The organism is Campylobacter sp. US25a, assembly GCF_004379075.1.
In the GTDB taxonomy this organism is placed as follows: Bacteria; Campylobacterota; Campylobacteria; order Campylobacterales; family Campylobacteraceae; genus Campylobacter_D; species Campylobacter_D jejuni.
This window is the reverse complement of sequence record NZ_RYYM01000006.1, coordinates 1-25,397: the sequence shown is the minus strand read 5'-3', so window position 1 is coordinate 25,397 and position 25,397 is coordinate 1. Positions and strand designations below refer to the sequence as shown.

25 protein-coding genes are annotated in these 25,397 nt (G+C 30.1%); 8 read left to right on the top strand and 17 right to left on the bottom strand.

Going from position 1 to position 25,397, the window contains the following annotated elements:
- The first annotated feature begins 93 nt into the window (after positions 1 to 93).
- On the top strand, positions 94 to 1,647 hold the full coding sequence (locus ELQ12_RS05640) for a peptide MFS transporter (RefSeq protein WP_134264623.1): 1,554 nt from the start codon (positions 94 to 96) through the stop codon (positions 1,645 to 1,647).
- A 15-nt stretch (positions 1,648 to 1,662) separates the two neighbouring features.
- Positions 1,663 to 3,453, top strand: a complete 1,791-nt coding sequence (locus ELQ12_RS05635) for an aminopeptidase P family protein (protein ID WP_002871335.1) — start codon at positions 1,663 to 1,665, stop codon at positions 3,451 to 3,453.
- 119 nt (positions 3,454 to 3,572) lie between these two features.
- On the opposite strand, the gene mrdA is transcribed toward ELQ12_RS05635, so the two are convergent.
- From mrdA to ELQ12_RS05575, 12 genes are all read right to left on the bottom strand, one after another.
- Complete coding sequence (mrdA, locus tag ELQ12_RS05630) at positions 3,573 to 5,378, bottom strand: penicillin-binding protein 2 (protein ID WP_052858985.1); 1,806 nt, start codon at positions 5,376 to 5,378, stop codon at positions 3,573 to 3,575.
- Entirely contained in the window at positions 5,379 to 5,873 is a 495-nt protein-coding gene (locus ELQ12_RS05625; RefSeq protein ID WP_002855248.1) for a membrane protein, read from the bottom strand.
- Positions 5,870 to 6,466, bottom strand: coding sequence for a ribosome biogenesis GTP-binding protein YihA/YsxC (gene yihA / locus ELQ12_RS05620; protein WP_002871338.1), 597 nt, complete (start codon positions 6,464 to 6,466; stop codon positions 5,870 to 5,872). Before yihA ends, ELQ12_RS05625 begins: the two co-directional genes overlap by 4 nt.
- Positions 6,463 to 6,924 carry an LptA/OstA family protein gene (locus ELQ12_RS05615; protein ID WP_002871339.1) on the bottom strand — a complete coding sequence of 154 codons (462 nt, stop codon included), beginning with the start codon at positions 6,922 to 6,924 and terminating at the stop codon, positions 6,463 to 6,465. Before ELQ12_RS05615 ends, yihA begins: the two co-directional genes overlap by 4 nt.
- Complete coding sequence (locus ELQ12_RS05610; protein WP_070261145.1) at positions 6,906 to 7,421, bottom strand: hypothetical protein; 516 nt, start codon at positions 7,419 to 7,421, stop codon at positions 6,906 to 6,908. Before ELQ12_RS05610 ends, ELQ12_RS05615 begins: the two co-directional genes overlap by 19 nt.
- The gene (locus ELQ12_RS05605) at positions 7,412 to 7,900 is read right to left on the bottom strand and encodes an HAD-IIIA family hydrolase (protein ID WP_052949640.1); all 489 of its coding nucleotides are present in this window, start codon (positions 7,898 to 7,900) and stop codon (positions 7,412 to 7,414) included. Before ELQ12_RS05605 ends, ELQ12_RS05610 begins: the two co-directional genes overlap by 10 nt.
- 5 nt (positions 7,901 to 7,905) lie before the next feature.
- Entirely contained in the window at positions 7,906 to 8,733 is an 828-nt protein-coding gene (locus ELQ12_RS05600) for a septal ring lytic transglycosylase RlpA family protein (protein WP_070261144.1), read from the bottom strand.
- A complete protein-coding gene (locus ELQ12_RS05595; protein ID WP_058000809.1) occupies positions 8,693 to 9,811 on the bottom strand; it encodes a lytic transglycosylase domain-containing protein in 1,119 nt (372 codons plus the stop codon). Before ELQ12_RS05595 ends, ELQ12_RS05600 begins: the two co-directional genes overlap by 41 nt.
- Positions 9,811 to 10,626 carry a TatD family hydrolase gene (locus ELQ12_RS05590; RefSeq protein ID WP_070261143.1) on the bottom strand — a complete coding sequence of 272 codons (816 nt, stop codon included), beginning with the start codon at positions 10,624 to 10,626 and terminating at the stop codon, positions 9,811 to 9,813. The genes ELQ12_RS05595 and ELQ12_RS05590 overlap by 1 nt, the downstream gene beginning before the upstream one ends.
- The gene (cbrR, locus tag ELQ12_RS05585; protein WP_070261142.1) at positions 10,617 to 11,861 is read right to left on the bottom strand and encodes a bile resistance response regulator CbrR; all 1,245 of its coding nucleotides are present in this window, start codon (positions 11,859 to 11,861) and stop codon (positions 10,617 to 10,619) included. Before cbrR ends, ELQ12_RS05590 begins: the two co-directional genes overlap by 10 nt.
- A 105-nt stretch (positions 11,862 to 11,966) precedes the next feature.
- Entirely contained in the window at positions 11,967 to 13,490 is a 1,524-nt protein-coding gene (locus ELQ12_RS05580) for an AAA family ATPase (RefSeq protein WP_070261141.1), read from the bottom strand.
- Complete coding sequence (locus ELQ12_RS05575) at positions 13,490 to 14,350, bottom strand: NAD(+) kinase (protein WP_002871347.1); 861 nt, start codon at positions 14,348 to 14,350, stop codon at positions 13,490 to 13,492. The genes ELQ12_RS05580 and ELQ12_RS05575 overlap by 1 nt, the downstream gene beginning before the upstream one ends.
- A gap of 90 nt (positions 14,351 to 14,440) precedes the next feature.
- Here ELQ12_RS05575 and aspS point away from each other — a divergent pair, with 90 nt between their 5' ends.
- The 4 genes from aspS to msrA are packed head-to-tail and all read left to right on the top strand — an operon-like array spanning position 14,441 to position 17,834.
- Positions 14,441 to 16,192: an aspartate--tRNA ligase gene (gene aspS, locus ELQ12_RS05570; RefSeq protein ID WP_052859048.1), complete on the top strand. Its 1,752-nt coding sequence runs from the start codon at positions 14,441 to 14,443 to the stop codon at positions 16,190 to 16,192.
- A complete protein-coding gene (locus tag ELQ12_RS05565; protein ID WP_002855137.1) occupies positions 16,189 to 16,767 on the top strand; it encodes an adenylate kinase in 579 nt (192 codons plus the stop codon). Before aspS ends, ELQ12_RS05565 begins: the two co-directional genes overlap by 4 nt.
- Positions 16,768 to 16,777: 10 nt before the next feature.
- Positions 16,778 to 17,296: an inorganic diphosphatase gene (gene ppa / locus ELQ12_RS05560; protein WP_002871349.1), complete on the top strand. Its 519-nt coding sequence runs from the start codon at positions 16,778 to 16,780 to the stop codon at positions 17,294 to 17,296.
- A gap of 40 nt (positions 17,297 to 17,336) precedes the next feature.
- Positions 17,337 to 17,834: a peptide-methionine (S)-S-oxide reductase MsrA gene (gene msrA / locus ELQ12_RS05555; RefSeq protein WP_044794338.1), complete on the top strand. Its 498-nt coding sequence runs from the start codon at positions 17,337 to 17,339 to the stop codon at positions 17,832 to 17,834.
- A gap of 175 nt (positions 17,835 to 18,009) precedes the next feature.
- Here msrA and ELQ12_RS05550 read toward each other — a convergent pair whose 3' ends face one another.
- From ELQ12_RS05550 to ilvC, 5 genes are read right to left on the bottom strand one after another with little or no spacing between them, the layout of a single operon-like run.
- Complete coding sequence (locus ELQ12_RS05550) at positions 18,010 to 18,849, bottom strand: RsmB/NOP family class I SAM-dependent RNA methyltransferase (RefSeq protein ID WP_079860399.1); 840 nt, start codon at positions 18,847 to 18,849, stop codon at positions 18,010 to 18,012.
- 28 nt (positions 18,850 to 18,877) lie between these two features.
- Positions 18,878 to 19,261, bottom strand: a complete 384-nt coding sequence (ruvX, locus tag ELQ12_RS05545; RefSeq protein WP_044794336.1) for a Holliday junction resolvase RuvX — start codon at positions 19,259 to 19,261, stop codon at positions 18,878 to 18,880.
- Positions 19,258 to 20,031: a DNA-processing protein DprA gene (locus ELQ12_RS05540; protein ID WP_070261153.1), complete on the bottom strand. Its 774-nt coding sequence runs from the start codon at positions 20,029 to 20,031 to the stop codon at positions 19,258 to 19,260. The genes ruvX and ELQ12_RS05540 overlap by 4 nt, the downstream gene beginning before the upstream one ends.
- Positions 20,021 to 21,103 carry a divergent polysaccharide deacetylase family protein gene (locus ELQ12_RS05535; protein ID WP_070261140.1) on the bottom strand — a complete coding sequence of 361 codons (1,083 nt, stop codon included), beginning with the start codon at positions 21,101 to 21,103 and terminating at the stop codon, positions 20,021 to 20,023. Before ELQ12_RS05535 ends, ELQ12_RS05540 begins: the two co-directional genes overlap by 11 nt.
- A 3-nt stretch (positions 21,104 to 21,106) precedes the next feature.
- Positions 21,107 to 22,129 carry a ketol-acid reductoisomerase gene (gene ilvC, locus ELQ12_RS05530; protein ID WP_070261139.1) on the bottom strand — a complete coding sequence of 341 codons (1,023 nt, stop codon included), beginning with the start codon at positions 22,127 to 22,129 and terminating at the stop codon, positions 21,107 to 21,109.
- Positions 22,130 to 22,247: 118 nt separating this feature from the next.
- Here ilvC and ELQ12_RS05525 point away from each other — a divergent pair, with 118 nt between their 5' ends.
- Positions 22,248 to 24,182, top strand: a complete 1,935-nt coding sequence (locus ELQ12_RS05525; protein ID WP_134264622.1) for a ribonuclease R family protein — start codon at positions 22,248 to 22,250, stop codon at positions 24,180 to 24,182.
- Entirely contained in the window at positions 24,175 to 25,140 is a 966-nt protein-coding gene (gene holA, locus ELQ12_RS05520) for a DNA polymerase III subunit delta (protein WP_044780561.1), read from the top strand. The genes ELQ12_RS05525 and holA overlap by 8 nt, the downstream gene beginning before the upstream one ends.
- Positions 25,141 to 25,397 lie beyond the last annotated feature (257 nt).

Here is a 25,397-nt window from a genome sequence, read left to right as displayed (position 1 = left end):
TGATATAAATCATTTAAAAATATTACAAAGTTATACATATTTTTTTAATTTCTTGTCTATAATTTATAAATAAAAATACACAAAGGATATAAATTGAGTAAAAATGTAAAAAATTTAGATACTTCATTTTTTGGACATCCAAAACCACTTTTATCTCTTTCACTTACTGAGCTTTGGGAAAGATTTTCTTTTTACGGAATTCGTCCCTTGCTTTACCTTTTTATGATAGCAAGTTTTGAAAAAATCGGAATGAACTTAAAACCTGAAGAAGCAAGTGCAATTATGGGAATTTTTGCAAGTTGTTTATATCTTGCTGCTTTGCCAGGTGGATGGCTTGCGGATAATTACTTAGGACAAAAAAGAGCAATTTTACTAGGTGCTTTAACTATAGCATTTGGACATTTGTGCATAGCCTTTTCTTATTTTAACAATAAAATGATTTTTGTTGGTATGTTTTTTTTGGTTATAGGTACAGGACTTTTTAAAACTTGTGCTTCTGTAATGGTTGGAATGCTTTATAAAAAAAATGATGCAAGGCGTGACTCTGGTTTTACTCTTTTTTATATGTGTTTTAATTTTGGTGCTTTTGTAGCTCCTTTAATTTGCGGCTTTTTACAAAAAGAATACGGATGGCATTTTGGTTTTGGTGCAGGTGGGATTGGTATGCTTTTAGCGGTAATTATTTTCTACCTAAAAACTATGCCTGATTTAAAAGAATTTGATGAAAAAGTTGGCATAGACTCTACTTGGGATAGACCAAGCAAAAAAAGCAAAAACGCATTTTACATCATCATTGTATCAGGTATTGTTTTGCTTGGAACAATATTTTTAATCCTTGGTGGTTTTATAAAATTAGATGCACAAGTTATTAATAAAAATATTATTCTAACTATCTTAGCTTGTGCTGGAATTTATTTTTTATATCTTTTCGCTTTTACTTCTTTAAAAATAGAAGAAAAAAGAAATTTAATTATTTTTATTGTTTTATTTTTAGCGGCTGCGTTATTTTGGTCAGTATATGAGCAACAATACACTTCTTTTAATTTTTTTGCAGAAAAATTAACAGATAAAACCATATTAAATTATGAAATTCCTACAATATGGTTTCAATCTCTTGGAGGTTTATTTGTTATACTTTTTGCACCTTTTAGTGCTTTTATATGGACTATATGTGCCAAAAATAATAAAGAAATTTCATCTATTATTAAATTTGCATTAGGACTTTTGGGTGCAGCTTTGGCATTTTTAATAATGGCTTTAGCTTCAAATCATGCAATTAGTTTAAATGGCGATGCTAATACATTAAGAGAAAATTTAGAAAATTCATCACAAATTATTTTAGTTTCACCTTGGTGGCTTGTCAGTAGCTTTTTGCTTATGGTTTTAGGAGAGCTTTGCCTTTCCCCTGTGGGACTTTCTATAATGACAAAAATTGCACCTAATTTAATTAAATCTCAAGTCATGGGACTTTGGTTTGTAGCAAGTGCATTAGGCAATGCTTTAGCTGGATTCATAGGTGGTAAAGCAAGTGAAGAAAATATAGCTTATTTGCCAAATTTATTTTACCAATGTATGTGGATATTACTTGGTGCTGTTATAATTTTACTTATACTCAAAAAACCTATCAATAAAATACTAAAAAATTAATATTAAGGAGAAAATATGAGTATTTACAAACAAAGAGTATTAGAACTTAGAAGATTAATGAAAGAAAATAATATTGACGCCTATCTCATCTTAAGCGCGGATCCGCATTTGAGCGAATATTTACCAGAATATTACAAAAACAGAGTCTTTATCAGTGGCTTTAAGGGTTCTGTTGGAACAGTTCTTATCACACAAGAAGAGGGCTTTTTATGGGTAGATGGAAGATATTGGCTTCAAGCACAAAAGGAATTAGAAGGTAGCGGCATACTTTTACAAAAACAAGATGCTAAAAATACTTTTACCAAATGGTTGGAAAAAAATTTAAGCGAAGATCAAATTTTAGGCATCGATTTTGCACTTTTACCTTTATCTTTACAAAAAGATTTACAGATTAATTGCAAGGCAAATTTAAAACATATAGATTTGATAAGTCCACTTTGGAAAGATCGTCCCACTTTACCACAAGAAAAAATTTATGAACACGAACTAGAATACTGCTCTTACTCAAGAAAAGAAAAATTAGCATTAGTGCGTCAAAAAATGAAAAATTTAAATGCTACCTCTCATTTAATCTCCAGCCTTGATGATATAGCTTGGCTTACAAATTTAAGAGGGAATGATGTAAATTATAATCCTGTATTTTTAAGTCATTTGCTAATCTTGGAAGACAAAGCTTTGCTTTTTGTTGATCAGAAAAAAGTAAATTCAGAACTTGAAAAAAAATTAAATTTAGATGGGTTTTGGCTTAAAAATTATGATGAAATCATCATGGAGCTTGAAAAACTTGCAAATACAAATTTGCTTATTGAGCCTTCAAAAATGACCGCTTTACTCATAAATTCTTTAGATAAAAGCGTAAAAATCATTCAAGAAATTAATCCAAGCACTCACTTAAAAGCAGCTAAAAATACAAAAGAAATAGCGCATATACAAGATGCTATGATAGAAGATGGAGTGGCTTTATGTAAATTTTTTGCCTGGCTTGAAGAAGCGATAGAAAATAAAGAATTAATAAGCGAATTAGACATAGATGCTAAAGCAAGCGAATTTAGAGCACAAAGCAAGTACTACATAAGTGATAGTTTTGCCACTATAGCAGGCTTTAACGAAAACGCAGCATATCCACATTATAAAGCCACAAAAGAGAGTTTTGCTTATCTTAAAAAAGATGGGCTTTTACTTATTGATTCTGGTGGACAATATAAAAATGGCACAACAGATATTACACGCGTTGTACCTATAGGAAAGGCTAATGCAGAACAAATTCATGACTATACCTTGGTTTTAAAAGCACATATTGCCATTTCCAGTGCAATTTTTCCAAAAGATATAGCTATGCCACTACTTGATGCAATCACACGCGTACCTTTATGGAAAGAACAAATTGACTATATACACGGCACAGGACATGGCGTGGGATATTTTTTAAATGTCCATGAAGGTCCACAAGTTTTATCTTATCTATCCCCTGTGCTTGAAAAAACAAAAGCCAAAGAAGGTATGCTAACCTCCATAGAGCCAGGTATTTATAAAGTAGGTAAATGGGGTATAAGACTTGAAAATTTAGTTATTCATACCAAAGTAGAAAATCCTAAAAATAAAGATTTTGGAGAGTTTTTATACTTTAAACCTGTTACTCTTTGTCCTTTTGAAATATCTTGTATTGATATAAAAATGTTAGATGAAAAAGAAAAAGAATGGTTAAACAATTATCACAAAGAAGTATTTGAAAAACTTTCTCCTAAGCTAGATGATTATCCAAAAGCTCTAGTTTGGCTTGAAAAAAGAACAAAAGCCATCTTTTAAGATACTTTTGTTAACATAGATAAATTTTCCTTGTATTAAACTTATAATTTGTTTAATACAAGATTTTTAAACCAATTGCTAAAAAAGTTTTTTTGAAAAACTCAATTTACAACTAAAAATTATTTAAAATATCCAAGTTCAATCATTTTTTGATAAATTTTAGCTACAGTTACCCCTGAAGTAATATTTCTCCCACCATGTTCCAAAAGAACGGTAACTACATATTTTGGCTTAGAATAAGGAGCATAAGAAGTAAGCCACGCATGAGATCTAGTATAATACTCAAATTGTTTTTCATCGACCCTATTTTTATCTGTCTGTGAAAATCCCACAACCTGAGCAGTTCCTGTTTTTGCTGCAACTTTCACATCAAGATTATGCAAATAACGATAAGAGGTTCCTCCTTGCTCATTAGCAACAGCATACATTGCATCTCTTATATAAGGCAATTGACTCTTTTCAAATAAAGTAAAAATTTCTTTTTTATTTTCATCCATTTGATTTTCTATAGTTGTATTATTATTTTCTATACTTTTTAAAAAATGAGGTATAACCTCTCCACCTTTTGCGATTTGAGCTGTATATCTAGCAATTTGCATAGGTGTTGCAAGAAAATTACCTTGACCTATAGCTGTATTTAAAGTATCACCTTGAAACCAAGATTGTCTATATCTTTGCATCTTCCATTCTTTGCTTGGTAAAGTCCCTACAAATTCACTAGGTAAATCTACCCCTGTTTTCGCTCCAAAGCCAATGCGAGATAAAGTTTCACTTATTTGATCGATTCCAACTTGCAAACTGCCATTATAAAAATAAACATCACAACTATATTTTATCGCATGTTTTAAATCCACAGGTCCATGGCCCGATCGATTCCAACATCTAAAAAACCTGCCTCCAAGCTCAATGCTTCCATTGCAAACATATTGAGTCGTCGGGCTAATATTTTTAGAATTTAAAAAAGAAAGCCCTACTCCCATTTTTACAACAGAACCTGGAGGATAATATCCATTTATAAGTTTATTTGTAAAAGGATGATCAAGACTATTTGAAAGCTCATCCCAATCCTTAAAAGAAATCCCTGTTACAAAAGGATTAAGATCATATTCAGGGAAACTCCCTGCAGCTAAAATAGATCCATCATTTACATTCATAATTATAGCAGCTCCAGCATTCCCTTCAAACAATGAAGTTAAATAAGACTGAAGCTCTATATCTATCGTAAGTTCTATATCATTAGACATAGCAGGAGTGTAAGAAAGCTGTTCTACTTCTTGATTTAAGGCATTAACCTTATAAACCCTAGTTCCTTTTTCTCCTTGTAAAATATCATTATAATAGCGTTCTATACCGCTTTTTCCCGTATAGTTAGAAAGTTTTGCTATTTCATTTTCTTGAACATCTTGCAAATTTGCCTTACCTACATACCCAATAATATGCGAAGCCAATTTTCCAAAAGGATATTTTCTTTTTACAACAGGATCTATTTTTATTGTTTTATTAAGATTTAACTCTGAATAATGCGGAATAATCTCATCGTAGGGTATAAAATCTACAACTTTAATAAAATCTTGATTATAGTAAGAATCATTTCTCTTATAAATTTCTGCTAATTTGCTAGCATTTAAATCAGGAAATAAATTTGCAAGTTCAGATAGTTCTTTATCTAGAATTCCTTTATTTGACTTTTTAATACTTAAATAAGGTTTAATAGAAATACTAAAACCCAAATCATTAATAGCCAATAAAGTTCCATTTCTATCTGTAATTTGACCCCTAACAGGTGCTAAAAATTCAGTTTTTATGGCATTTTGTTTAGCAAGTTCTTCATAATATACATTTGATTTTATACTCAAATAATACACACGACTTAATAAAAATATAAAAAACAATAGTATAAATCCAACAACTAAACGCATTCTCATTTAAATTTTACCTTTAAAAAACACATAAGCTAAACAACATTCTATAAAAACTGAAACAATATACGCCCATCCTAAAATTTTAATTTTTTCATCTCCAATATAAGACAATATCATATCCAAAAACAAAATAATGCCGTAAGCACAAAGCACAAAAACAACAGGGATAAATTTACCAATTTTTAAATTTGTCTTAATCCAATCTGCACAAAGATAATAAAAAATAAAAAATGCCAACCAAGATGAAAAAATAAAAAAATTATAAGTTATATCAGTAAAAAATAAAAAAAATAAAGAAAAATACCATCTAAAATCAAGCTTTGAAAAAGTTCTTTCTCTCTCTTCTAGTAAGCAAAACATATAACAGAAAAAAATCCCATAAAGTAACGGAGCATATATAAAAGTCGAACCAAGAATCTGATAGATTAGAAAAAAAAATCCTAAAAAGACATAAGCTCCATTAAATTTTGCTTTATAAGCACTTAAATTTCTTCTCATTTATCAAGACCTAAAGTTTGATTGATAATAATATCTTCTAAAGAATCAAGGCCAAATTTATTCAAATTTGAAACTAAAATAGAGTCTTTAAATTCATTTTTTAACTTAGCTTTTTCACTTTGATTTAATTTATCGCATTTGGTAAAAACTTTTAAAATTTTTTGATCAGGTCGTAAAAATCTTTTCAAATAGTCATTTAAATTTACATCGATCTCCAAATGAGTATGTCTTGAGTCGATTAAATGTATAAATAACTTTATCGAGGTTCTTAATTTTAAAAATTCATCTAAGTTTTGATTCCATATTGCTTTTAAATTTTTAGAAACCTTTGCATAACCAAACCCTGGCAAATCGATAAAATTGATATTAAATTTTTCTTCATTTCTTTTGCAAGTTACTTCGAAAAAATTTATAAGCTGAGTTTTTCCAGGAGTTGCCGAACTTTTGGCTAAATTTTTTTGTTTACACAAAGAATTGATTAAAGAACTTTTTCCGACATTGGAACGCCCCAAAAATGCTACTTCACTAAAATTTGAGCTCAATTTCTCATCAAATTTCACTAAAGAAGTGATAAATTTAGCACTAATTATCATTTGTCTTTAAGATCAAACACAAAACGAGCAGGTTTTTGATCCTTACTCTCCACTCGATAAATATTAGCTTTTCTATCGACTATTATTTTATCACCAAAAAGTTTTTGATTACTTCCAAGCTCATTTATATAAGCATGACCATTAATCTCGTAAGTATCTTTAATAACATTATAAATAAATTTATCTCCACTACCTTTATAAGTTTTACCCTTTAAAACAATCTTAAACGTAGCATTTTGCATTGCTTCATAACGAATAGGTTTGCGATTTTTATCCGTATAAATAATCAATTTTTCAGAATTTAAAATATCATCACCCCTAATTACTTCTACATTTCCACTAAGAATACTTTCACCCTTATTTTCATCTGAGTAAAAATTTAAAGCTTTTACTTCAATTTGAGTTGCCCAAGTTACACTTACACAAGCTAACAATAAAATTATTTGTCTTGCAACCACGCATTTACTCCTTGGATATTTAAAATTTTGTTTTTTGTATCATAGTTTAAAGTATTTCCATTAATAATACTTCCATTGATCAGAGCTTTAAAATTAGTATTTGTGTGTAAAATTTTATCCTTAAGTTGGTATTCTACCTCTTGAGAAATAATTTTGACATTATTAGCACCTATATAAGTAACATTTCCTTCAAACAAAACCTTGTTCATATCTTTATTGAAAAACTCTAAACGATTCGCACTAAGATTAAAATCTAAATTTAAAGTAATAAAATCATTAAATTCATCTCTATCTGCATATCTCACCCAAGAATTTGCCTTATAATATGCCTTAATTGTACTAGCATTACTCTCATAAGCTTTCAAATTTTTAGCCTCAATATTTTTAAAATTTAAAGCATTAGTTTGCAAATTTAAAGAATACGGATCTTGCAAACTTAAAATCGTAAAAGTAATTGTAAAAAGAGCAATTAAAATTCCAAAAATTTTTATAGCCAAAGCCTATTCCATTCTTCTTTTAGATGATTTTTTTCTACTAAAATTTCTATCATCTGTGCTACAGCAGCCTTACCACCTTTTTTGCTAAGCACTATGTCTACATTTAAATCTTTATGACCATCTTTTGGCTTAAAACTAAGTCCTACGCTTTCAAGCAAAGCCTTATCGTTAAAATAATCCCCAATAGCCGCACACTGAGAAAAATCTAAATTAAGTTTTTGTAAAATTTCTTTTGCACAAGCTAACTTATCCTTGATGCCTTGATATAAAATTTCTATTTTTAAATCTTTAGCTCTTTTTTCAACACAAGGACAATTTCTACCTGTAATAATAGCAATTTTTTTACCAAGCTTTAGCCAAGCCTCGATAGCCGCTCCATCTTTTACATCAAATTCTTTAATAAATTCTCCATTAGAAGTATAAATAATCTTCCCATCAGTTAAACAGCCATCTACATCCAAAAAAATCAATTCTGTCATAATTTCTACTCTCTTACAACAAATGCACCTGTAAATGCACCACTTGCAGCAAAATCCCTTGCTTCATCTTCACTTCTAAAGCCTGTTAAGAAAACGCGATTTAATCCATCCACTGAGCTTGTGCGTATAGTAGAGCTATAAGTTCTATAAGTTTTATATCTTGCTGCTATCGTTTGTGCTCCAGCTGGGTTTTTAAAGGCTCCAATTTGAACCATGAAATTTCCACCTTCATAAATTTGTCCATTATTTGCAATCTCTCCACTATTTCCATAGTTTACATTAGAATGTACAATATTATTACCCGAATTACTTGATCCAAACCCTATAACCTCAAGCCTTACTGGAGCTGTTCCTGAAGCAATCATATCAATTTGACTGGCAGCTCCTTTTGATAAATCTATAATACGATTATTCACAAAAGGACCTCTATCATTTACACGAACGGTAACTTGACGATTGTTATTTAAATTGGTTACTTTTAAGATGGTATTCATAGGTAAAGTTTTATGAGCTGCGGTTAAAGCATTTTGATTATAGATTTCGCCATTAGAGGTTTTCTTGCCGTGAAAGCCTGGCCCATACCAACTCGCAATACCATCAGCAGTTTCGCCTACTGCTACAACAGTAGGATAATAAGTTTTACCGTTAATAGTATAAGGCTTCATCGTTCCTTTAGTCCCTGAAGAACTAGGACTGCTTTTAAAATCATTTGAAGGATAATACACTTGAGCATTATCCAAGCTAGAAAAAAAACTAGTGCCTAAACAACCACTAAAAAATAAAGCCCCTAGACTAACGGCTGACAACTTTAGTGTAATTGTTTTTATTTGCATTTTTATTCTCCTTGATTGGTATAATTAATTTTTGATTAATGCTAAGATGATTTTTTGCTATTTTATTTAATTCTCGAATTTCATCAACACTTATATTATAATTTTTTGCTATTTTATACAAAGAGTCACCAGGCTTAACAGTATAAGTTTTTGTCATAGGTATAGTTGTATCAACCTTCGCAAGTTTTTCTGCTTTAAAATTTTTATCAAAAAATGCTACTTTATTAAGTGGTATATACATATAATACCCTTTACCAGGAGGCGTAAAATTATGTTTAAATTGTGGATTATATTTCTTAAAAGTTGCAAGATCCATGTTTAAATTTTTAGCTATTTCTTTTAAAGATGCAGAAGAAGGCACATCAACTTTTGCAAATTCGTTGCTTAAGGCATAATTCATTAAAGACGCATCTTTATCTAGTAAAAAATCCCTATCATTGGCTAAAAAAGCAAGCGTTAAAATCTTTCTTATAAAATTTCTAGTTTCTAAAGAAAGATATTTCTTATCAGGGTTCAATAAAACGCTTAAATCATCGCTTCCTGCTTGTTTGATAGCTTGTCTTAGTTTACCATTTCCGCAATTATAAGCTAAAAGCGCTAAATACCATTTGCCAAATTCTTCTTTTAACTCTTTTAAATAATTTGTAGCGGCATAAGTTGACTTGACCGGATCACGCCTTTCATCAACATAAGCATCAATTCTTAAACCCAAATTTCTAGCTGTTGGTTGCATAAATTGCCAAACCCCTACAGCCTTGGCATTAGAAACGCTATGAGTTTTCAAGCCTGATTCAACCATAGCTAGATACAAAATCTCATCAGGAACTTCCTGCTGGGCTAAAATTTTTCTTATCATAGGAGTAACTTTTGAAAAATTTTGCATACTATCTATTAAAGTTTGAGCGTGTTTTGATTTTATATCTTGTTGAGTTTGCACGAAAATCAAATCACTAATAAAACTTGGATTAATATCTAAATTTCTTAAAACATTCATTTGTCTTTCATAAAATTCAGGAGTATTAATTTGTGCAAAAAGAAAATTAAAACATATTAAAAAACACAATAAAATTTTTTTCATTAATAACCTTTAAAAAATAATTTTTCAGAATTATTAAAACAAATTTCTAGAAGCTCTTTTCTTGATAAATTCAATACTTCACACATTTTATTTGCTACAAATTGAGTTAACAAAGGTTCATTTCTTTTACCACGATAAGGCTCTGGAGTAAGATATGGAGCATCAGTTTCAAGCAACAATCTATCTTTTGGAATTTTAGGTAAAATTTCAACTAATTTCTTAGCATTTTTAAAAGTTAAAACTCCCCCGATACCAAAATAAAATCCCTCTTTAAAAAGAGTTAGCAAATGTTCGCTTGCATTAAAGCAGTGTAAAACTCCTCCTACAAGATCCTTAGAATACCCATGTAAAATCTCATAAGTATCATGATTTGCTTCTCTTGAGTGGATGATAACAGGTTTTTTAAATTCAATAGCAAGTTCAAGCTGTGCGATAAAAATCTTTTTTTGATTTCCTTTTTCTTTTTGAATTTCTTCAGCAAGATCACTTTTAAAACGAAAATAATCAAGCCCACATTCACCTACAGCTACACATTTTTCATCGCATAAATACTGCCTTAAAATTTTCTCATCATAATTATCAATTTCATAAGGATGCACCCCTACTGCAAAAAAAACATTTTTATATTTATGAGCAATTGTAGCTGCATAGGGCAAATCTTTTATATCAGCACCAGGTATGATAATTTTTTCTATACCATTTTTAAAAGCACGATTTAAAGTTTCATCTAAATCATCTTTAAATGCTTCACTGTCTAGATGGCAATGCGTATCAACAATCCTTAAACCATCTTGAAAATCAAGATTTAAGAACATACTTCAACTCTATCCTTGCCATTATCTTTTGCTTGAGACAATATTTTACTCGCTTTATTAACCAAAGAATCAATCTTATCTCCACTTTTTCCAAAAACCACGCCTATAGAAGCTGTAAAAAAGATTTCATCTAAATTAACCAAAACACCAGCCTTTTTTATATTTACTCGTATACGAGAAAAGATTTTAATCGCTCTTTCTTGGGATATATTTTTAAGTAAAATACAAATTTTTTCTGCACTATATCTACCTACAAGATCTCTTCCTTTAGTTTCATTAACTATTTCATTAGCACAGATTTTAATTACTTCATCACCAACTTCACGGCCGTATTCATCGTTAATCATTTGAAGATTATCTATATCTAAGAAAGCAAAAGCAAATTCCTCGTCTTTTGTCGCTATTTCATTAAAATAATCATCTATTCCATCGATTAAGGCATTATAATTTTTAACCCCAGATACAGGATCTAAAACATTATAAGTGCTTAAAAATTTTTTATCATCCATATAAGATAAACAACGATCTAAGCGACAATTAAAGCTTTCTTTGCTTAAAGGCTTGAACAAATACTCATTAACTCCATTTTTAAAAGAATTTGCTTCAAATGAATCATTATGATCCCCCAAAAGAATCACACCTAATTCATCATCACTAAAACGCTCTCTTACTTGAGTTAAAAGCTCAAAACCACTAATTACTGGCATATTGACATCTGCTATAATAAGCTTAACATCATTATTATCATTTAAATAACTCATTGCTTCTTCACCATGAGCTGCAGCTAAAACATTAAATTGTCTTTGAGTAAGTATTTTTTTAATTTCATTACGTTCAGGTAGCTTGCTCATAGCTAAAATCACTTTAGTTTTTGCATATTGATTAAGTTTTATAATAGAACTAATAATCTCATCAATGCAAGTTTCACTTTCTTTAAAAATATAATCTAATATATCTTTATCCATAAATTTTTCTTTAGTAGCCTTATCACCACTAGCCGTAAGAACAATAGCAGGAATTTTCTTTTCTATAACATAATCCACAACTTCACCATTTGGGGCATCTGGCAAACATAAATCCACAAAAGCTAAAAAATAATTATTATTCATTAACTCCTTAGCTTCAGCAAAACCAAAAGCAATATCTACCTCATAATTTAAAGTCATTTGAATTTTTTTAGCCAAAAGTTTGCCGAGCATTTTATTATCATCAATAATTAAAATTTTCTTATTCATAGTGTGTAAAATACCTTTATATCTAAAAATTTTTTAATATATTTATTTCAAAAGAAAGGAAATCTTATAGTTATATATTCTAACATAGTAAAATAAAAAATCCGCTTAATTCTTAAACAAGGTCTTAGCAAATTCGATTGCTTCATCACTAACAAGCTCTCCACTTACCATCCTAGCAAGCTCTTTAATTCTTTCTTCTTGATCGAGCTTTTTTACCTTACTTTCTTCGCCATTTTTTTCAACTAAAAAATGATTATGTGCCTTAGAGGAAAGTTGAGGCAAATGAGAAATAGCAAAAATTTGATAAAACTTAGAAAGCTCCTCTAAAACCTTGGCTATACTCATAGCCTCTTTTCCGCTTAAATTTGCATCGATTTCATCTAAAAATAATATCCCTTTACCTGCATTTAAAATTTTACATTCTGTGGCTATAAAAGCAAGTCTTAAGCGATTTAATTCACCCGAACTTAAATTTTTTAAATGAGCTAAATTAATATCTAGCATTATCTCATCTTTGCCTAAAATTGAAATTTTCTCATTTTCTTTAAGCGTCAAACTTGCATCTTTCATATAAAGATCTTTAAGATAATTATTTAAACATTTTTCTAATTTTTTAAGGTTTTTCTTTCTTGTTTGGGTTAAAATTTGTGCTTTTTCTTCTAATTTTTGTTTTAATTCTTGAAATTTTTTTTCAAGTTCTTTTTTTTCAAAACTTAAATTTTCATAATGTTCTAGTTCATGTCTTTTTTGTTTTAAAACTTCTAAAGCATTTTCTATGCTTTCATAACGCTTGATAAGATAGGATAAATTTTCAATGCGATCTAAAAGTGTCTCCACATCAAAATCCAAATCTTCCATTTTTTGATTTTCACAAATCACGCGTAATTCATTTAAACATTCACTAAAAAAACTCGAATCAACTTCGCTTAAATTTAAAGCTTCAATAACAACTTTTTCAAGCTCAAAAATACGCTCTGCCTTGCTCCAAGCTTCTTCTAATTTATCTTTTTTAGAAAGCTTCTTTTTAAGTATTAAAAGCTCTTCATACTCACCTATTTTAGGATTAATGCTTGAAATTTTTTCAATTTGCACTCTAGCTAGTTCTTTTAATTCTTCTATTTTTTTTTCTTCTTCTAAAATTGCATTAAGCTCATTAGAAATTTGACTATAAGCATTAAAATCTTTTTTAAAATCTTCTAAAAAGGAAACAAAATTTGTATTTTCTTGCATTTCCAAGGCATCTAAGAGATTTAAAAATTTTTCATTTCCAAATTCGTTATTTTCCTTTGCGCTTAAATACTTAATAAAAGTTTTACTTAAATTTTGCAAACTTTTTTTCGCTATGCTTTGATTGTTAATAAAATATTTTGTGTTTTTTTCTTTTAAAAGCTTAAAAACATTCTCCTCTTCACTTTCTATGCCAAAACTTTCTAAATCTAACTTATCATCTAGTTCTATTTCGACAATTTTAGCCTCACTTTCACTCAAAGAAAATGCGGATAAAATTCCTTTAAACAAGACCGATTTTCCAGCTCCACTTAACCCTGTAAAAACGGTAAGTCCTTTAGAAATTTCAAGCTCAGCCTTTTTAAAACCAAGATTTTCTTTCATAAAAATTCTATTTATCATCAATTTCCCCAGTGTAATTTTTCTTTTAAAATTTGAAAATAATCTCTATTTTTTGGGTGAATTAAAGCCACATTTTTATCACTTAAACCCACTTTTATACTTTTAAAATTATTCACTTTATAATTTTCTTGCCCATCAATGCAAAGTATGCAATCCTTTGCCATAATCTCTATTTCAAAACCTTTTGGCAAGACAATAGGGCGTTGTGTTAAAGAATGAGAACAAACAGGAGTTAAGATAAAAGCTTGAGCTAAAGTGTAAACTATGGGCCCATTTGCACTTAAATTATAAGCTGTTGAACCCGCAGGAGTTGCAACAATAAGCCCATCTCCAAAATATTCATTAAATTTCTTTTCTTTTCTAAAAACTTCTATATGAGCCATAGAAGCTTGATTATTTTTACTGATAACCACATCATTAAAAGCCAATTTTTCTAAAATTTTTCCTTGCTTATCTTCTAAAAAAACACTTAACAAATAAGGCTTTTCTATTCTAAATTCTCCTTGAAAAAAAGCTTGAAAAAAATTTTCAGCTTCATCAACTTTAAAATCTGTTAAAAAACCTAAATGTCCAGCATGAATTCCTAAAACTGCTTTATCGTATTCACAAGCTTTACGGCATAAAGAAATCAAAGTCCCATCTCCACCTAAAGAAATAACAAAATCAGATATTTTAAACAAATCATCCAATCCATACTTTGGCAAATCTAAAATTTCAGAACTTTCTTTAAACAATACAAGTTCAACTTTATATATAGATAAAATCGATTGAAGTTTTAAAATTTCCTTATCTAAACTCACATTGGGTCGTGTAACAAGTCCAATTTTTTTAATATTTTTATGATCTATTTTATTTTGCATAAAAAATTATATCAAATCTTAGCAAAGCAAAAGAATAAAAATACTATAATTTTGCTCATTATCTTAAAAAATCTTTTTCAAGGAATAAATTTGCGAAGTCATTATAATACAGACTTGGGAATTTCCCATGTTGGTCAAAGCGTTAAACTTTGCGGTTGGGTAAATAGCTACCGCGATCATGGTGGAGTTATTTTTATAGATTTAAGAGATAGAAGTGGTATTATCCAACTTGTTTGCGATCCAAATGATAGTAAAGAAGCTCATGAAATCGCTTCCAATGCAAGAAATGAATTTGTACTTATTGCAGAAGGTACTATTCGTCCACGTGGTGAAGGACTTGTAAATCCTAAATTAAAAACAGGAGAAATCGAAGTAGTTGTTTCTAAACTTACCATAGAAAATGAAAGTGCCGTGCCTCCTTTTGCTATCGCTGATGAAAGTGTAAATGAAGAATTACGTTTAAAATATCGCTTTTTAGATTTAAGAAATCCTAAACTTTATGAAAATTTTGCCCTGCGTTCTAAAGCTTGTATAGCAGCTAGAAATTCTTTGGCAAATATGGGATTTTTAGAAGTTGAAACCCCTATTCTTACCAAAGCTACTCCTGAAGGCGCAAGAGATTATCTCGTACCTTCTCGTGTGCATCAGGGTGAATTTTACGCTCTTCCACAAAGCCCTCAGCTTTTCAAACAACTTTTAATGTGTAGCGGTTTTGATCGTTATTTTCAAATCGCAAAATGTTTTAGAGATGAAGATTTAAGAGCTGATCGCCAACCTGAATTCACACAAATTGATGTTGAAATGAGTTTTTGCGAACAAAAAGATGTGATCAATGTAGCCGAAACTTTTTTAAAAGATATTTTCAAAGCTTGCGGCAAAGAAATTCAAACCCCTTTTAGACAAATGCAATACAAAGACGCTATGGAGAATTATGGCTCTGATAAGCCGGATTTAAGATTTGATCTTAAATTTATTGATGTTATTGATATTTTCGCTAAGTCAAATAATGAAATTTTTGCAAATATCGCCAAAGATACAAAGAAAAATCGCATCAAAGCCATACGCGTTCCAAAAGGCGATACTATTTTTTCAAAAAGACAAATGCAAAGATTTGAAGAATTTGTGCGTAAATTTGGCGCTCAGGGCTTAGCTTTCATACAAGTTAAAGAAGATGGACTTAAAGGTCCACTTTGCAAATTCTTTAGCGAAGAAGATTTAAATGAGCTAAGCAAACGCTGTAAGCTTGAAGTAGGAGATGTGGTATTTTTCGGTGCAGGAGCTAAAAAAACTGTGCTTGATTATATGGGAAGATTTAGAATTTTCTTAGCCAACGAGTTAAATCTTATAGATCCAAATGCCTTAGAATTCTTATGGGTTGTTGATTTTCCTATGTTTGAGCAAAATGATGACGGAAGTTATTCTGCGATGCACCATCCTTTTACTATGCCAAAAAATATCAATGAAGCTGATTTAGAAGAAATTTCATCTATCGCTTATGATGTAGTACTAAACGGCGTTGAGCTAGGTGGAGGTAGTATAAGAATCCATAAAAACGATATTCAGCAAAAAGTATTTAAACTTTTAAATATCAATGAAGAACAACAAAAAGAAAAATTTGGTTTCTTACTTGATGCTTTAAGTTTTGGTGCTCCACCACATGGAGGTATTGCTATAGGACTTGATAGACTCATCATGCTAGTTACAGGAGCAAACAGCATAAGAGAGGTTATAGCCTTTCCAAAAACCCAAAGAGCACAATGCTTAATGACAGATGCACCATCGCCTGCTAGTAATGAAGCAATGAGAGAATTAGGAATCAAATTAAGGGAGAATATAAAATGAAAGAATTGTTTTTAATCATAGGTGCACCAGGTAGTGGAAAAACTACCGATGCTAGTTTAATCGCACAAGCAGATGCGACAAATATTACACACTATTCAACAGGAGATCTTTTAAGAGCTGAAGTAGCAAGTGGGAGTGAGCTTGGAAAAACTATAGATAGTTTTATCTCCAAAGGCAATCTTGTTCCTTTAGATGTTGTTGTAAATACTATAGTTTGCGCACTAAAAGCTGCTCCAACTAAAACTATCATCATCGATGGCTATCCAAGAAGCGTAGAACAAATGATGGAATTTGACAAGGTTTTAAGTGAGCAAAATGAAATTTGTCTTAAAGGCGTCATAGAAGTAAGAGTAAGCGAAGAAGTTGCCAAAGAAAGAGTTCTAGGCAGAAATCGTGGTGCAGATGATAATGAAGAAGTGTTTTACAATAGAATGAAAGTTTATACAGAACCTTTAAATGAAATTTTAGATTTTTATCAAAAGAAAAAACTTCATTTTATTATCGATGGAGAGCGCACTATCGAACCTATCGTTGCAGATATGAAAGAACTGATTAAAAAAATTCAAAGTATATAAGGAGAAAAAAATGGATTTAAGCAAAATCAAAATCGGAGATATTCCAAATAAAATCAATGCCGTAATCGAAATTCCATACGGCTCAAACATAAAATATGAAATCGATAAAGATAGTGGTGCTATCATGGTAGATCGCGTTATGGCTAGCGCGATGTTTTACCCAGCAAACTATGGTTTTATTGCCAATACTTTGGCTGATGATGGTGATCCTGTGGATATTTTAGTACTTAATGAATATCCTATCCAAGCTGGAGCTGTGATTCCTTGTCGCTTAATCGGTGTTTTAATCATGGAAGATGAAAGCGGAATGGATGAAAAACTTCTTGCCGTTCCAAATTCAAAAATAGATGCAAGATATGACAATATAAAAACTTACACAGATTTACCACAAGCAACTTTAAATAAAATCAAAAATTTCTTTGAAACTTATAAAATTTTAGAGCCAAACAAATGGGTTAAAGTACAAGATTTCAAAGATGAAAAAGCTGCAATTGAAATTTTAGAAAAAGCAATCAAAAACTACAAATAATCCTAGCCCTTCAAAGGGCTAAACTCAAGGAAAACTCACAATGAAAAATATCGTTTTAGGTGGTGGTTGTTTTTGGTGTATTGAAGCTGTATTTGAACGCCTAAAAGGTGTAATTGATACTGAAGTTGGATATAGCGGAGGAAATCCAAATCCTAGCTATGAAAGCGTGTGTAATGGTGATGGTAACATAGAAGTTGTCAAAATAAATTACGATGAAAAACAAATCTCTCTTCTTGAAATCTTAACGCTCTTTTTTAAAATTCATGATCCAACAAGTATAGATAAACAAGGTGGAGATATTGGTATGCAATATCGCTCAATAATCTTTTACGAAAATGAAGAAGATAAAATTTTAGCTCAAAATTTCATCAAAGAACAGCAAAAAATATTTAGCAAAAAAATAGTTACTAAAATTTCAAGATTGCAAACCTACTACAAAGCTGAAAACTATCATCAACATTATTTTATAAATAATCCCAATCAAGGATATTGTCAAGCTGTAATAGCTCCAAAACTGCAAAAAATACAATCAGACTAATTTCATCTTTTTAAGGTTAGAAAAATTTCAACTTTATTCACAGCCTTTTCACGCTGTGATTTTCTTTTCAAAGTACTTAAAAATAGAACTTTAAGCTTTAAAATAAAGAAAAAATTATTTATTGTTTTTTAAGTTTTTTTATGAATTTGTATTTAAATGTGAATAATTTTATTAATTAACATAATTTCCTAAGTTTAGCTATAAAAAATCCATCATAGTCTAAGCTTGGTAAAATCCGTCTGCATTTTGAAATTTCAGCAAATTCTTCACTTTGCCCTGCTTTAGCCTCAACATTTTCCAAATCAATATCTAAAAGCTCTAATTTAAACTCGCTTTTTAAAGCATTCTCTATCACTTCTTCATTTTCTTCCCTGGTAAAGGTACAAGTACTATATACAAGCTCTCCACCTATTTTTAATGCCTTTAAAGCAGAATGTAGAAGTTTTTTTTGAGTTTTTGCAATATTTTTGATTTCTTTATAACTTTTTTCCAAATCAAAACCTATTTTAGCAAAAGTTGAACAAGGTGCATCAAGTAAAATTTTATCAAATTTTAAAGGACACAAATTGCCTATATTTTTACCATCTTTCATAAAAACTTTAGCATTCACTCCGTAATTTTTAAGATTTTTTTTCAGAATAAAAAATCTATCCCTACTCATCTCATTGCAAGCTAAATAACCTGTATTTTGCATAAAATTTGCAAGATTGATACTTTTGCCACCCGGAGCTGCACACATATCAAGAACACTTTGCCCTGCTTTGACCTCTAAATTTAAAGCACACAAATAAGAAGAATAATTTTGTATATAAAAGCACCCCTCATTAAAAACTTTCATAGAACTTAAGATGGCTTTATCTTTAGCGTCAAACAAATAACAATAAGCATTGATCTTTTTAAATTTTAAATTTTGTTTTAAAAATTCTTTTTCTAATTCTTCAGTGCTAATTTTTAAAGTATTTGCAAATACACAAACATTTTTTTCTTGAGTAAAAGAAGATAAAATATTTTGCATTTCATCTTTGGTATAAAGTTTTTCTATTCTAGAGAGCAAAATAATCCTTTATCATGATAAAAGCAGCCAAAGAGTCTAATTTACCATCTTTTTTACGTGTATTTGCTATGCCGTATCCTAAAGCTTCTTTACTTGTTCCGCTTTCATCTACAAAGCAAATTTCTTTATCAAATTCAAGCAAAGAAACAAAATGCTTAATGCGTCTTGTCATTTCTTCTTCACTTGACCCACCCTTAGGAATGCCTACAATGAGTAAAGAAATTTCATGTATTTTAAGTAAATTTTTAATTTCATTAGCGGCTTGATTGCGATTTTTTCTTAAAACTGCATCTAAAGGTAAAGCGATCTTTTTATCTACGCAAAGCGCTACACCTATGCGTTTTAAACCTACATCTAAAGCCAAAGCTCTCATACTAAAACCCTTATAAAAAGCCCTTCTATGGAAATTTTTCCCTCAAGTTCGTATTCATAAACTTTTTGTCCATAAATTTTTAAAGCCTCATCAACACTCACACCTTTTTTACAAAACTCTAAAAATTCATCTTGATTTGTATCTATACTTGCAAACTCACTTACAAATTCTTTAAAATCACAGATTAACTTTGCTTTATTTTCCTTTAAAAGCAAATTAGTCCCTGTGCTTTCTCCTAGTCTTTGCGGTAAAACATATAAAGGCTTATTAAGCTCTAAAGCAAGCCTTGCACTTTGCATAGAACCACTTTTTATATCTGCTTGTGCAACCACAACAGCCTTGCTTAAAGCAATAACCAAACGGTTTCTTAGTAAAAAGTCATAATTTTTTGGCAAATAATCATCTTCGTATTCGCTTAAAGCTAAAGCGTTTTCATAAATTTGTTTAATGATTTTTTCATTAGTTCTTGGATAAATTTGATCTAAACCATTAGCAAAAATACCTATAGTATTTGGCATAGCTGCCATACTTGCAGTGATATCCACACCCAAAGCACCGCCACTTACCACGCAAAGATGGGTATTTTTAAGCATACTCGCTAAGGAAAAAACACAATTTTTCGTATAAACACTCATACGCCTTGAACCTATAATAGCGATTTTATCTTGTCTTAATAAAGATAAATTTCCTTTATAGTGTAATTTTTTAGGAGGCTTTTTTAAATCTTTAAAAAGTTTCAAAAATTCATCAGGCAAAATTTCACTTGCCATAAATTTCACTCAAATACACAAGATCAACGCCTTTTAACAAATCCTTACTTTGCTCTAAGGCTTTAAAAGTATTTTTCCTAGGATGTCCTATGGCTATAACAAAACCTTTTTTTTGTGCAAGTTTTACAGCACTTTGAAGTTGTTTTTTAACATAATTAACATCATCTTCATTATCCAAAAACACATCTCTTTGTATATAAGGCATACTGAGTTCTTTAGCGATTTTATTTGCCTTAGAATTTCCTATAGTTTTAGAATCTACAAAAAATATATTTTGATTTTTTAAAGCCTCGTAAAGCTTTCTCATAGCTTCTTCATTGCTTGTAAATAAACTTCCTGTGTGATTATTGATATATCTTAAATCCTTAAAATCTTTTTTAATTTGCTTAATTTTTTTAAAAATTCTTTCTTTGCTATCATTTGGATTTAAAGTATCAAGCTCGGGTTTATTGTAATTAATTGCTGCTAAAGGTAAATGCACCATATAAAAATCAAATTTTAAAGCAAGTTTTGGCGTTTCGCTATGGTTTTTATCTGGCGGAAAAAAAGAAGGATTTAACTTTAAATTTAAAGCTTTTAAACCTCTAACCTGACTTGCATTTGCCATATCGTCGATAATAATAGCAAGTTTTGGTTTTTTAGAAATTTTATTTAAATGAATATCTTCATCAAAAGTTAAATTTTGATCTTGAGTTAAATTTGTATCTTTTGGAATAAAATTTTGCTCTAAACTCTGATTTTGTTCTAAACTTAAATTCTGCTCCACACTGCTTAAATTTTGCTCATTTAAACTTGTATTTAAATCATCGATTTCTTGAATTTTTTGCTCTAAAATACTTACAGATTTATTATTATCAAACTCATTCTCTTGAAAAATACCAATTTCATAATGATCTTTGTTTGATGACATTAAATCTTCTTGTTTATCAATAAAATAATCCGGCTTAACAGAAGAAACATCTTGGGAATTTTGATATTTTACTAAAATTCCCAAAGCTAAAGCTATACAAAGTAAAAAAAGTATAGCTATGATTAAATAACGCTGAATTTGAACTAATTTTTTCTTTGACAATGTTTAGTTCTTATCTTTATCTACTAATTTTTTAGCACTGATCCAAGGCATCATAGCGCGCAAATTACGCCCTGTTTTTTCTATCAAAGAATCATTCATATTTTTGCGTTCTGCATGCATTCTAGCAAAACCTGCACGGCGTTCTAAGATAAAATCTTTTGCAAAAACACCATTTTGTATATCTTTTAAAACACCTTTCATCGCTTTTTTAGTCTCTTCAGTGATAATCTTTGGCCCTGTGATATAATCGCCGTATTCTGCAGTATTTGAGATAGAATAACGCATATCTGCAATACCACCTTGATAAATCAAATCCACAATGAGTTTCATTTCATGCAAACACTCAAAATAAGCCATTTCAGGTTCATAACCTGCTTCAACTAAAGTCTCAAAACCTGCTTGAATCAAAGCACTAAGCCCACCACAAAGCACGGCTTGTTCACCAAAAAGATCTGTTTCTGTTTCAGCTTTAAAGGTTGTTTCTATAATGCCTGTGCGTCCGCCCCCAATCGCACTTGCATAACTTAAGGCTAAATTTTTAGCATTTTTACTTTCATCTTGATGGATAGCTATTAAACAAGGGGTTCCACCTCCTAAAGTAAATTCATTTCTTACTGTGTGTCCTGGTGCTTTAGGTGCTATCATGATAACATCTATACCTTTTGGAGCAACAATTTGACCATAGTGGATATTAAAACCGTGTGCAAAAGCTATAGCCTTGCCTTCGCTTAAATTTGGTTTTATTTCGATATTGAAAATATCTGCTTGAATTTCATCAGGAGCTAAAATCATAACCACATCTGCTACCTTAGAAGCTTCACTTACACTCATTACTTCAAAACCAGCATTTTTTGCTTTAACAGCACTTGCACTACCTTCACGAAGTCCGATAATTACATTTACGCCATTATCTCTTAAATTCATCGCATGAGCGTGTCCTTGAGAGCCAAAGCCTATAATTGCTACTTTTTTTGATTTGATTAAATTTAAATCACAATCTTTATCATAATATACTGTAATAGCCATATTCACTCCTTAAAAATTCAAAAATTAAAGGTATTATTATAGCAATTAAAGTATAAATTTCATATTTTTTTTATAAACTTTATGTAAGAATTTTACAAAAAATCATAAAGTATCAAAAGTGAAAGAATTTTTAAACAGTCTTAGTTATGGCATTAGCTCTCACGAAGCAAGCAATGAATTTAAACAAATTTTAAGAGAGCTTTTAGCTAATCATATCATCAAAGAACACAAAAACAAATACTATCTTAACAATGGTTTTGCCTTTGGAGTGCTTGATATTTCAAGCAAAGGCACAGGTTTTTTACAATGCTTTGATGAAAGTTTCAAAAAAGATCTTTTGATAGAAAACAAAAACCTAAAAGGTGCAAACTATAAAGATATAGTCGCAGTAAAACTTCTACCTTTAAAGAAAAAACGCCCCAGTGCAAAGGTGATTTTAGTTCTAAAAAGAGCCAATGAAACCTCTTTAGTGATCACCAAAAGGTATGGCCAAGCCGTACTTGGAATGAATATCAAAACAGGATTAAGCACTGCCTTAAAAGCTTCTCAAAAATCCTTAAAAGCACTACCTTTAGGGACAATTTTAAAAATAGAAAATGAAAATAACAATATCATAGAAGTTTTAGGACATATTGATGATGAAAGCGTAGATGAAAAAATCTCCTTAGCTCTTTTTAATAAAAATAACGAATTTAGCGACGCTTGTATCAAAGAAGCCCTAGCAAACGGCGATAGTGTTGATGCGAGTATGTATGAAAATCGCATGGATTTAAGAGCCTTGCCTTTTTGCACCATAGATCCTATACATGCAAAAGATTTTGATGATGCGATTTATTTTGACACTCAAAAACGAGAAATTTATGTAGCTATTGCTGATGTTAGCGAATATGTTTATGCTTATAGTGCTATAGATAAAGAAGCAAGAAATCGTGGGTTTTCTATTTATTTTCCGCACATTGCTATACCCATGCTGCCTCGTCCTTTAAGCGAAAATATCTGTTCTTTAAAACCTCATTTAGATCGCTTAGCGTATTGTTTTAAAATCACGCTCAATCATGAAAATAAAGTCATCAAAGAAGAACTTTTTGAAGGTATTATCAACTCAAAACGCCGTTTTAATTACGATGAAGTTGATGAAATTTTGGTACAAAAACCTGATTTAAAAGAACTTTCATGGCTTTATGAGCTTTTTGAAATCACAAAAAATTTACGCAAAATGCGTCTTAAAAATGCCTTTGAATTTCGCACCGAAGAATTAAGAATGAATTTAGATGATAATTTAAGTCTAAAAAGCACAGTTTTTGAAAAAGACACGCCTTCGCATAATTTGATCGAAGATTGTATGCTTTTAGCCAATAAAGCGGCAGCAAAACTCATAGATATAGGTATTTTTAGAAATCACTTAAGTGCTGATACAAGAAAAATCGATAAACTTTTAAATGAATTACGCGAACTCGGAATCGATGTAAATTTTAAGCCCAATCTTCCTGAACTCATACGAGACATACAAGCTTTAGCCGATGAGTTAAATTTAAGAGCAGAAGTAGATAAACTCATCATCAAAGCACAAAAAAAAGCAGAATATTCTAGTGTAAATGCGGGACATTTTGGCTTAGGTTTTGATAAATACTCACATTTTACAAGCCCTATAAGAAGGTATTCTGATCTTATTTTACACAGACTTTTAAAAGCCAAACAAAAAAACGATGAAAAACTTTTTAATTATCTGCTTTTAAACATAGAAAGCACTTGCGAGAGTCTTAGTACACTTGAAAGAGAGGCGGATAAGGTTGCTTTTGATTTTATGGATAGAAAATTTGCTAGATGGGCAGCTAAAAATATAGGCAAAAAATTTAAAGCTTTGGTTGTGCAAAATGATGGAGTTTGCATAGCTAAACTAGATGATGAAATCAAAGGAGCGGATATAATCCTTTATGATACGCGTGTAAATTTACTAGAAAGTGTTGAAGTGCAAATCATGGAAGCGGATATAGTTATGGCAAAAATTTATGCTAAAATCACCCAAAGACTTATAAAGGAAGAAAATGTATAGAAAAGAGCTTCAAACCCTGCTTTCTAAAGATTCAATACCTAATTTTTTCTTTCTTTATGGAGCAGATAATTTTCAAAGCGAACTTTATGCTGAATTTATAAAAGAAAAATATAAACCCGATGAAACTCTAAAGCTTTTTTTTGAAGAATACAACTTCACTCGTGCGAGTGATTTTTTAAGCGCAGGATCGCTTTTTAGCGAAAAAAAATTACTAGAAATCAAAACCTCTAAAAAAATTCCAATAAAAGATCTTAAAATTTTAGTCGAACTTTGCAAAAACAATGCGGACAATTTCTTTCTTTTAGAATTTTATGATGAAAGTTCAAAGCAAAGTGACATAGAAAAAATTTTCTCTCCTCATTTTGTAAGATTTTTTAAAGCTAACGGAGCTAAAGAAGGCGTGGAGCTTTTAAGCATAAAAGCAAAACAACTAAGGGTTGAAATCACTCAAAATGCTTTATTTACTCTTTTTACAAGTTTTGATGAAAACTTGTATCTTGCTGCAAGCGAACTTAATAAATTTAGCGGTTTAAGAGTAGATGAAAAAACCATAGAACAATACTGCTATAGTTTAAATACAGGAAGTTTTGAAAGCTTTTTTGATAAAATTTTAAAAAAACAAGACTTTAAAAGCGAACTTGAAAAAATTTTAGATAATTTTAATGAAATTGCTTTAATCAACTCTTTATATAATTCTTTTTATCGTTTATTTAAAATCGCACTTTATGCTAAAGTCAATGGCAAAATTGATTTTAAAGAGCTTTTAGGCTACACTCCACCCCCTCAAGTGGGACAAAATTTAAGCTCTCAAGCCTTTAGTTTAAAAATCGAACAATATAAAGAAATTTTCACTCTTTTACTTAAAAGCGAATACGAACTTAAAACCAATCCTAAACTCGTAAAAAAAGAATTTTTGATTTCGAATTTGCTTAAACTTGCAAGGATTTTAAAAAGTTAATTTTTACTTTTCAATCCTCTTCACTTCTTTTTAATCGTATTAAAATAATTTAAAATGATTGTATTGTTATAATCTTAGCTGAGTTTTTAAAATACTTTAAAAGAATGATTGCAATCCAAAAAGAGTTTAACAACCTTAAAAACATCCATCCCAATAATTTTAAAATTATTAGGATGAAATTTTTAACAAGTAGGAGAGTAAACTAATTAAACTAAGGTATGATCTTTTATAAGATTACCAAAGATAATTAAACTGAG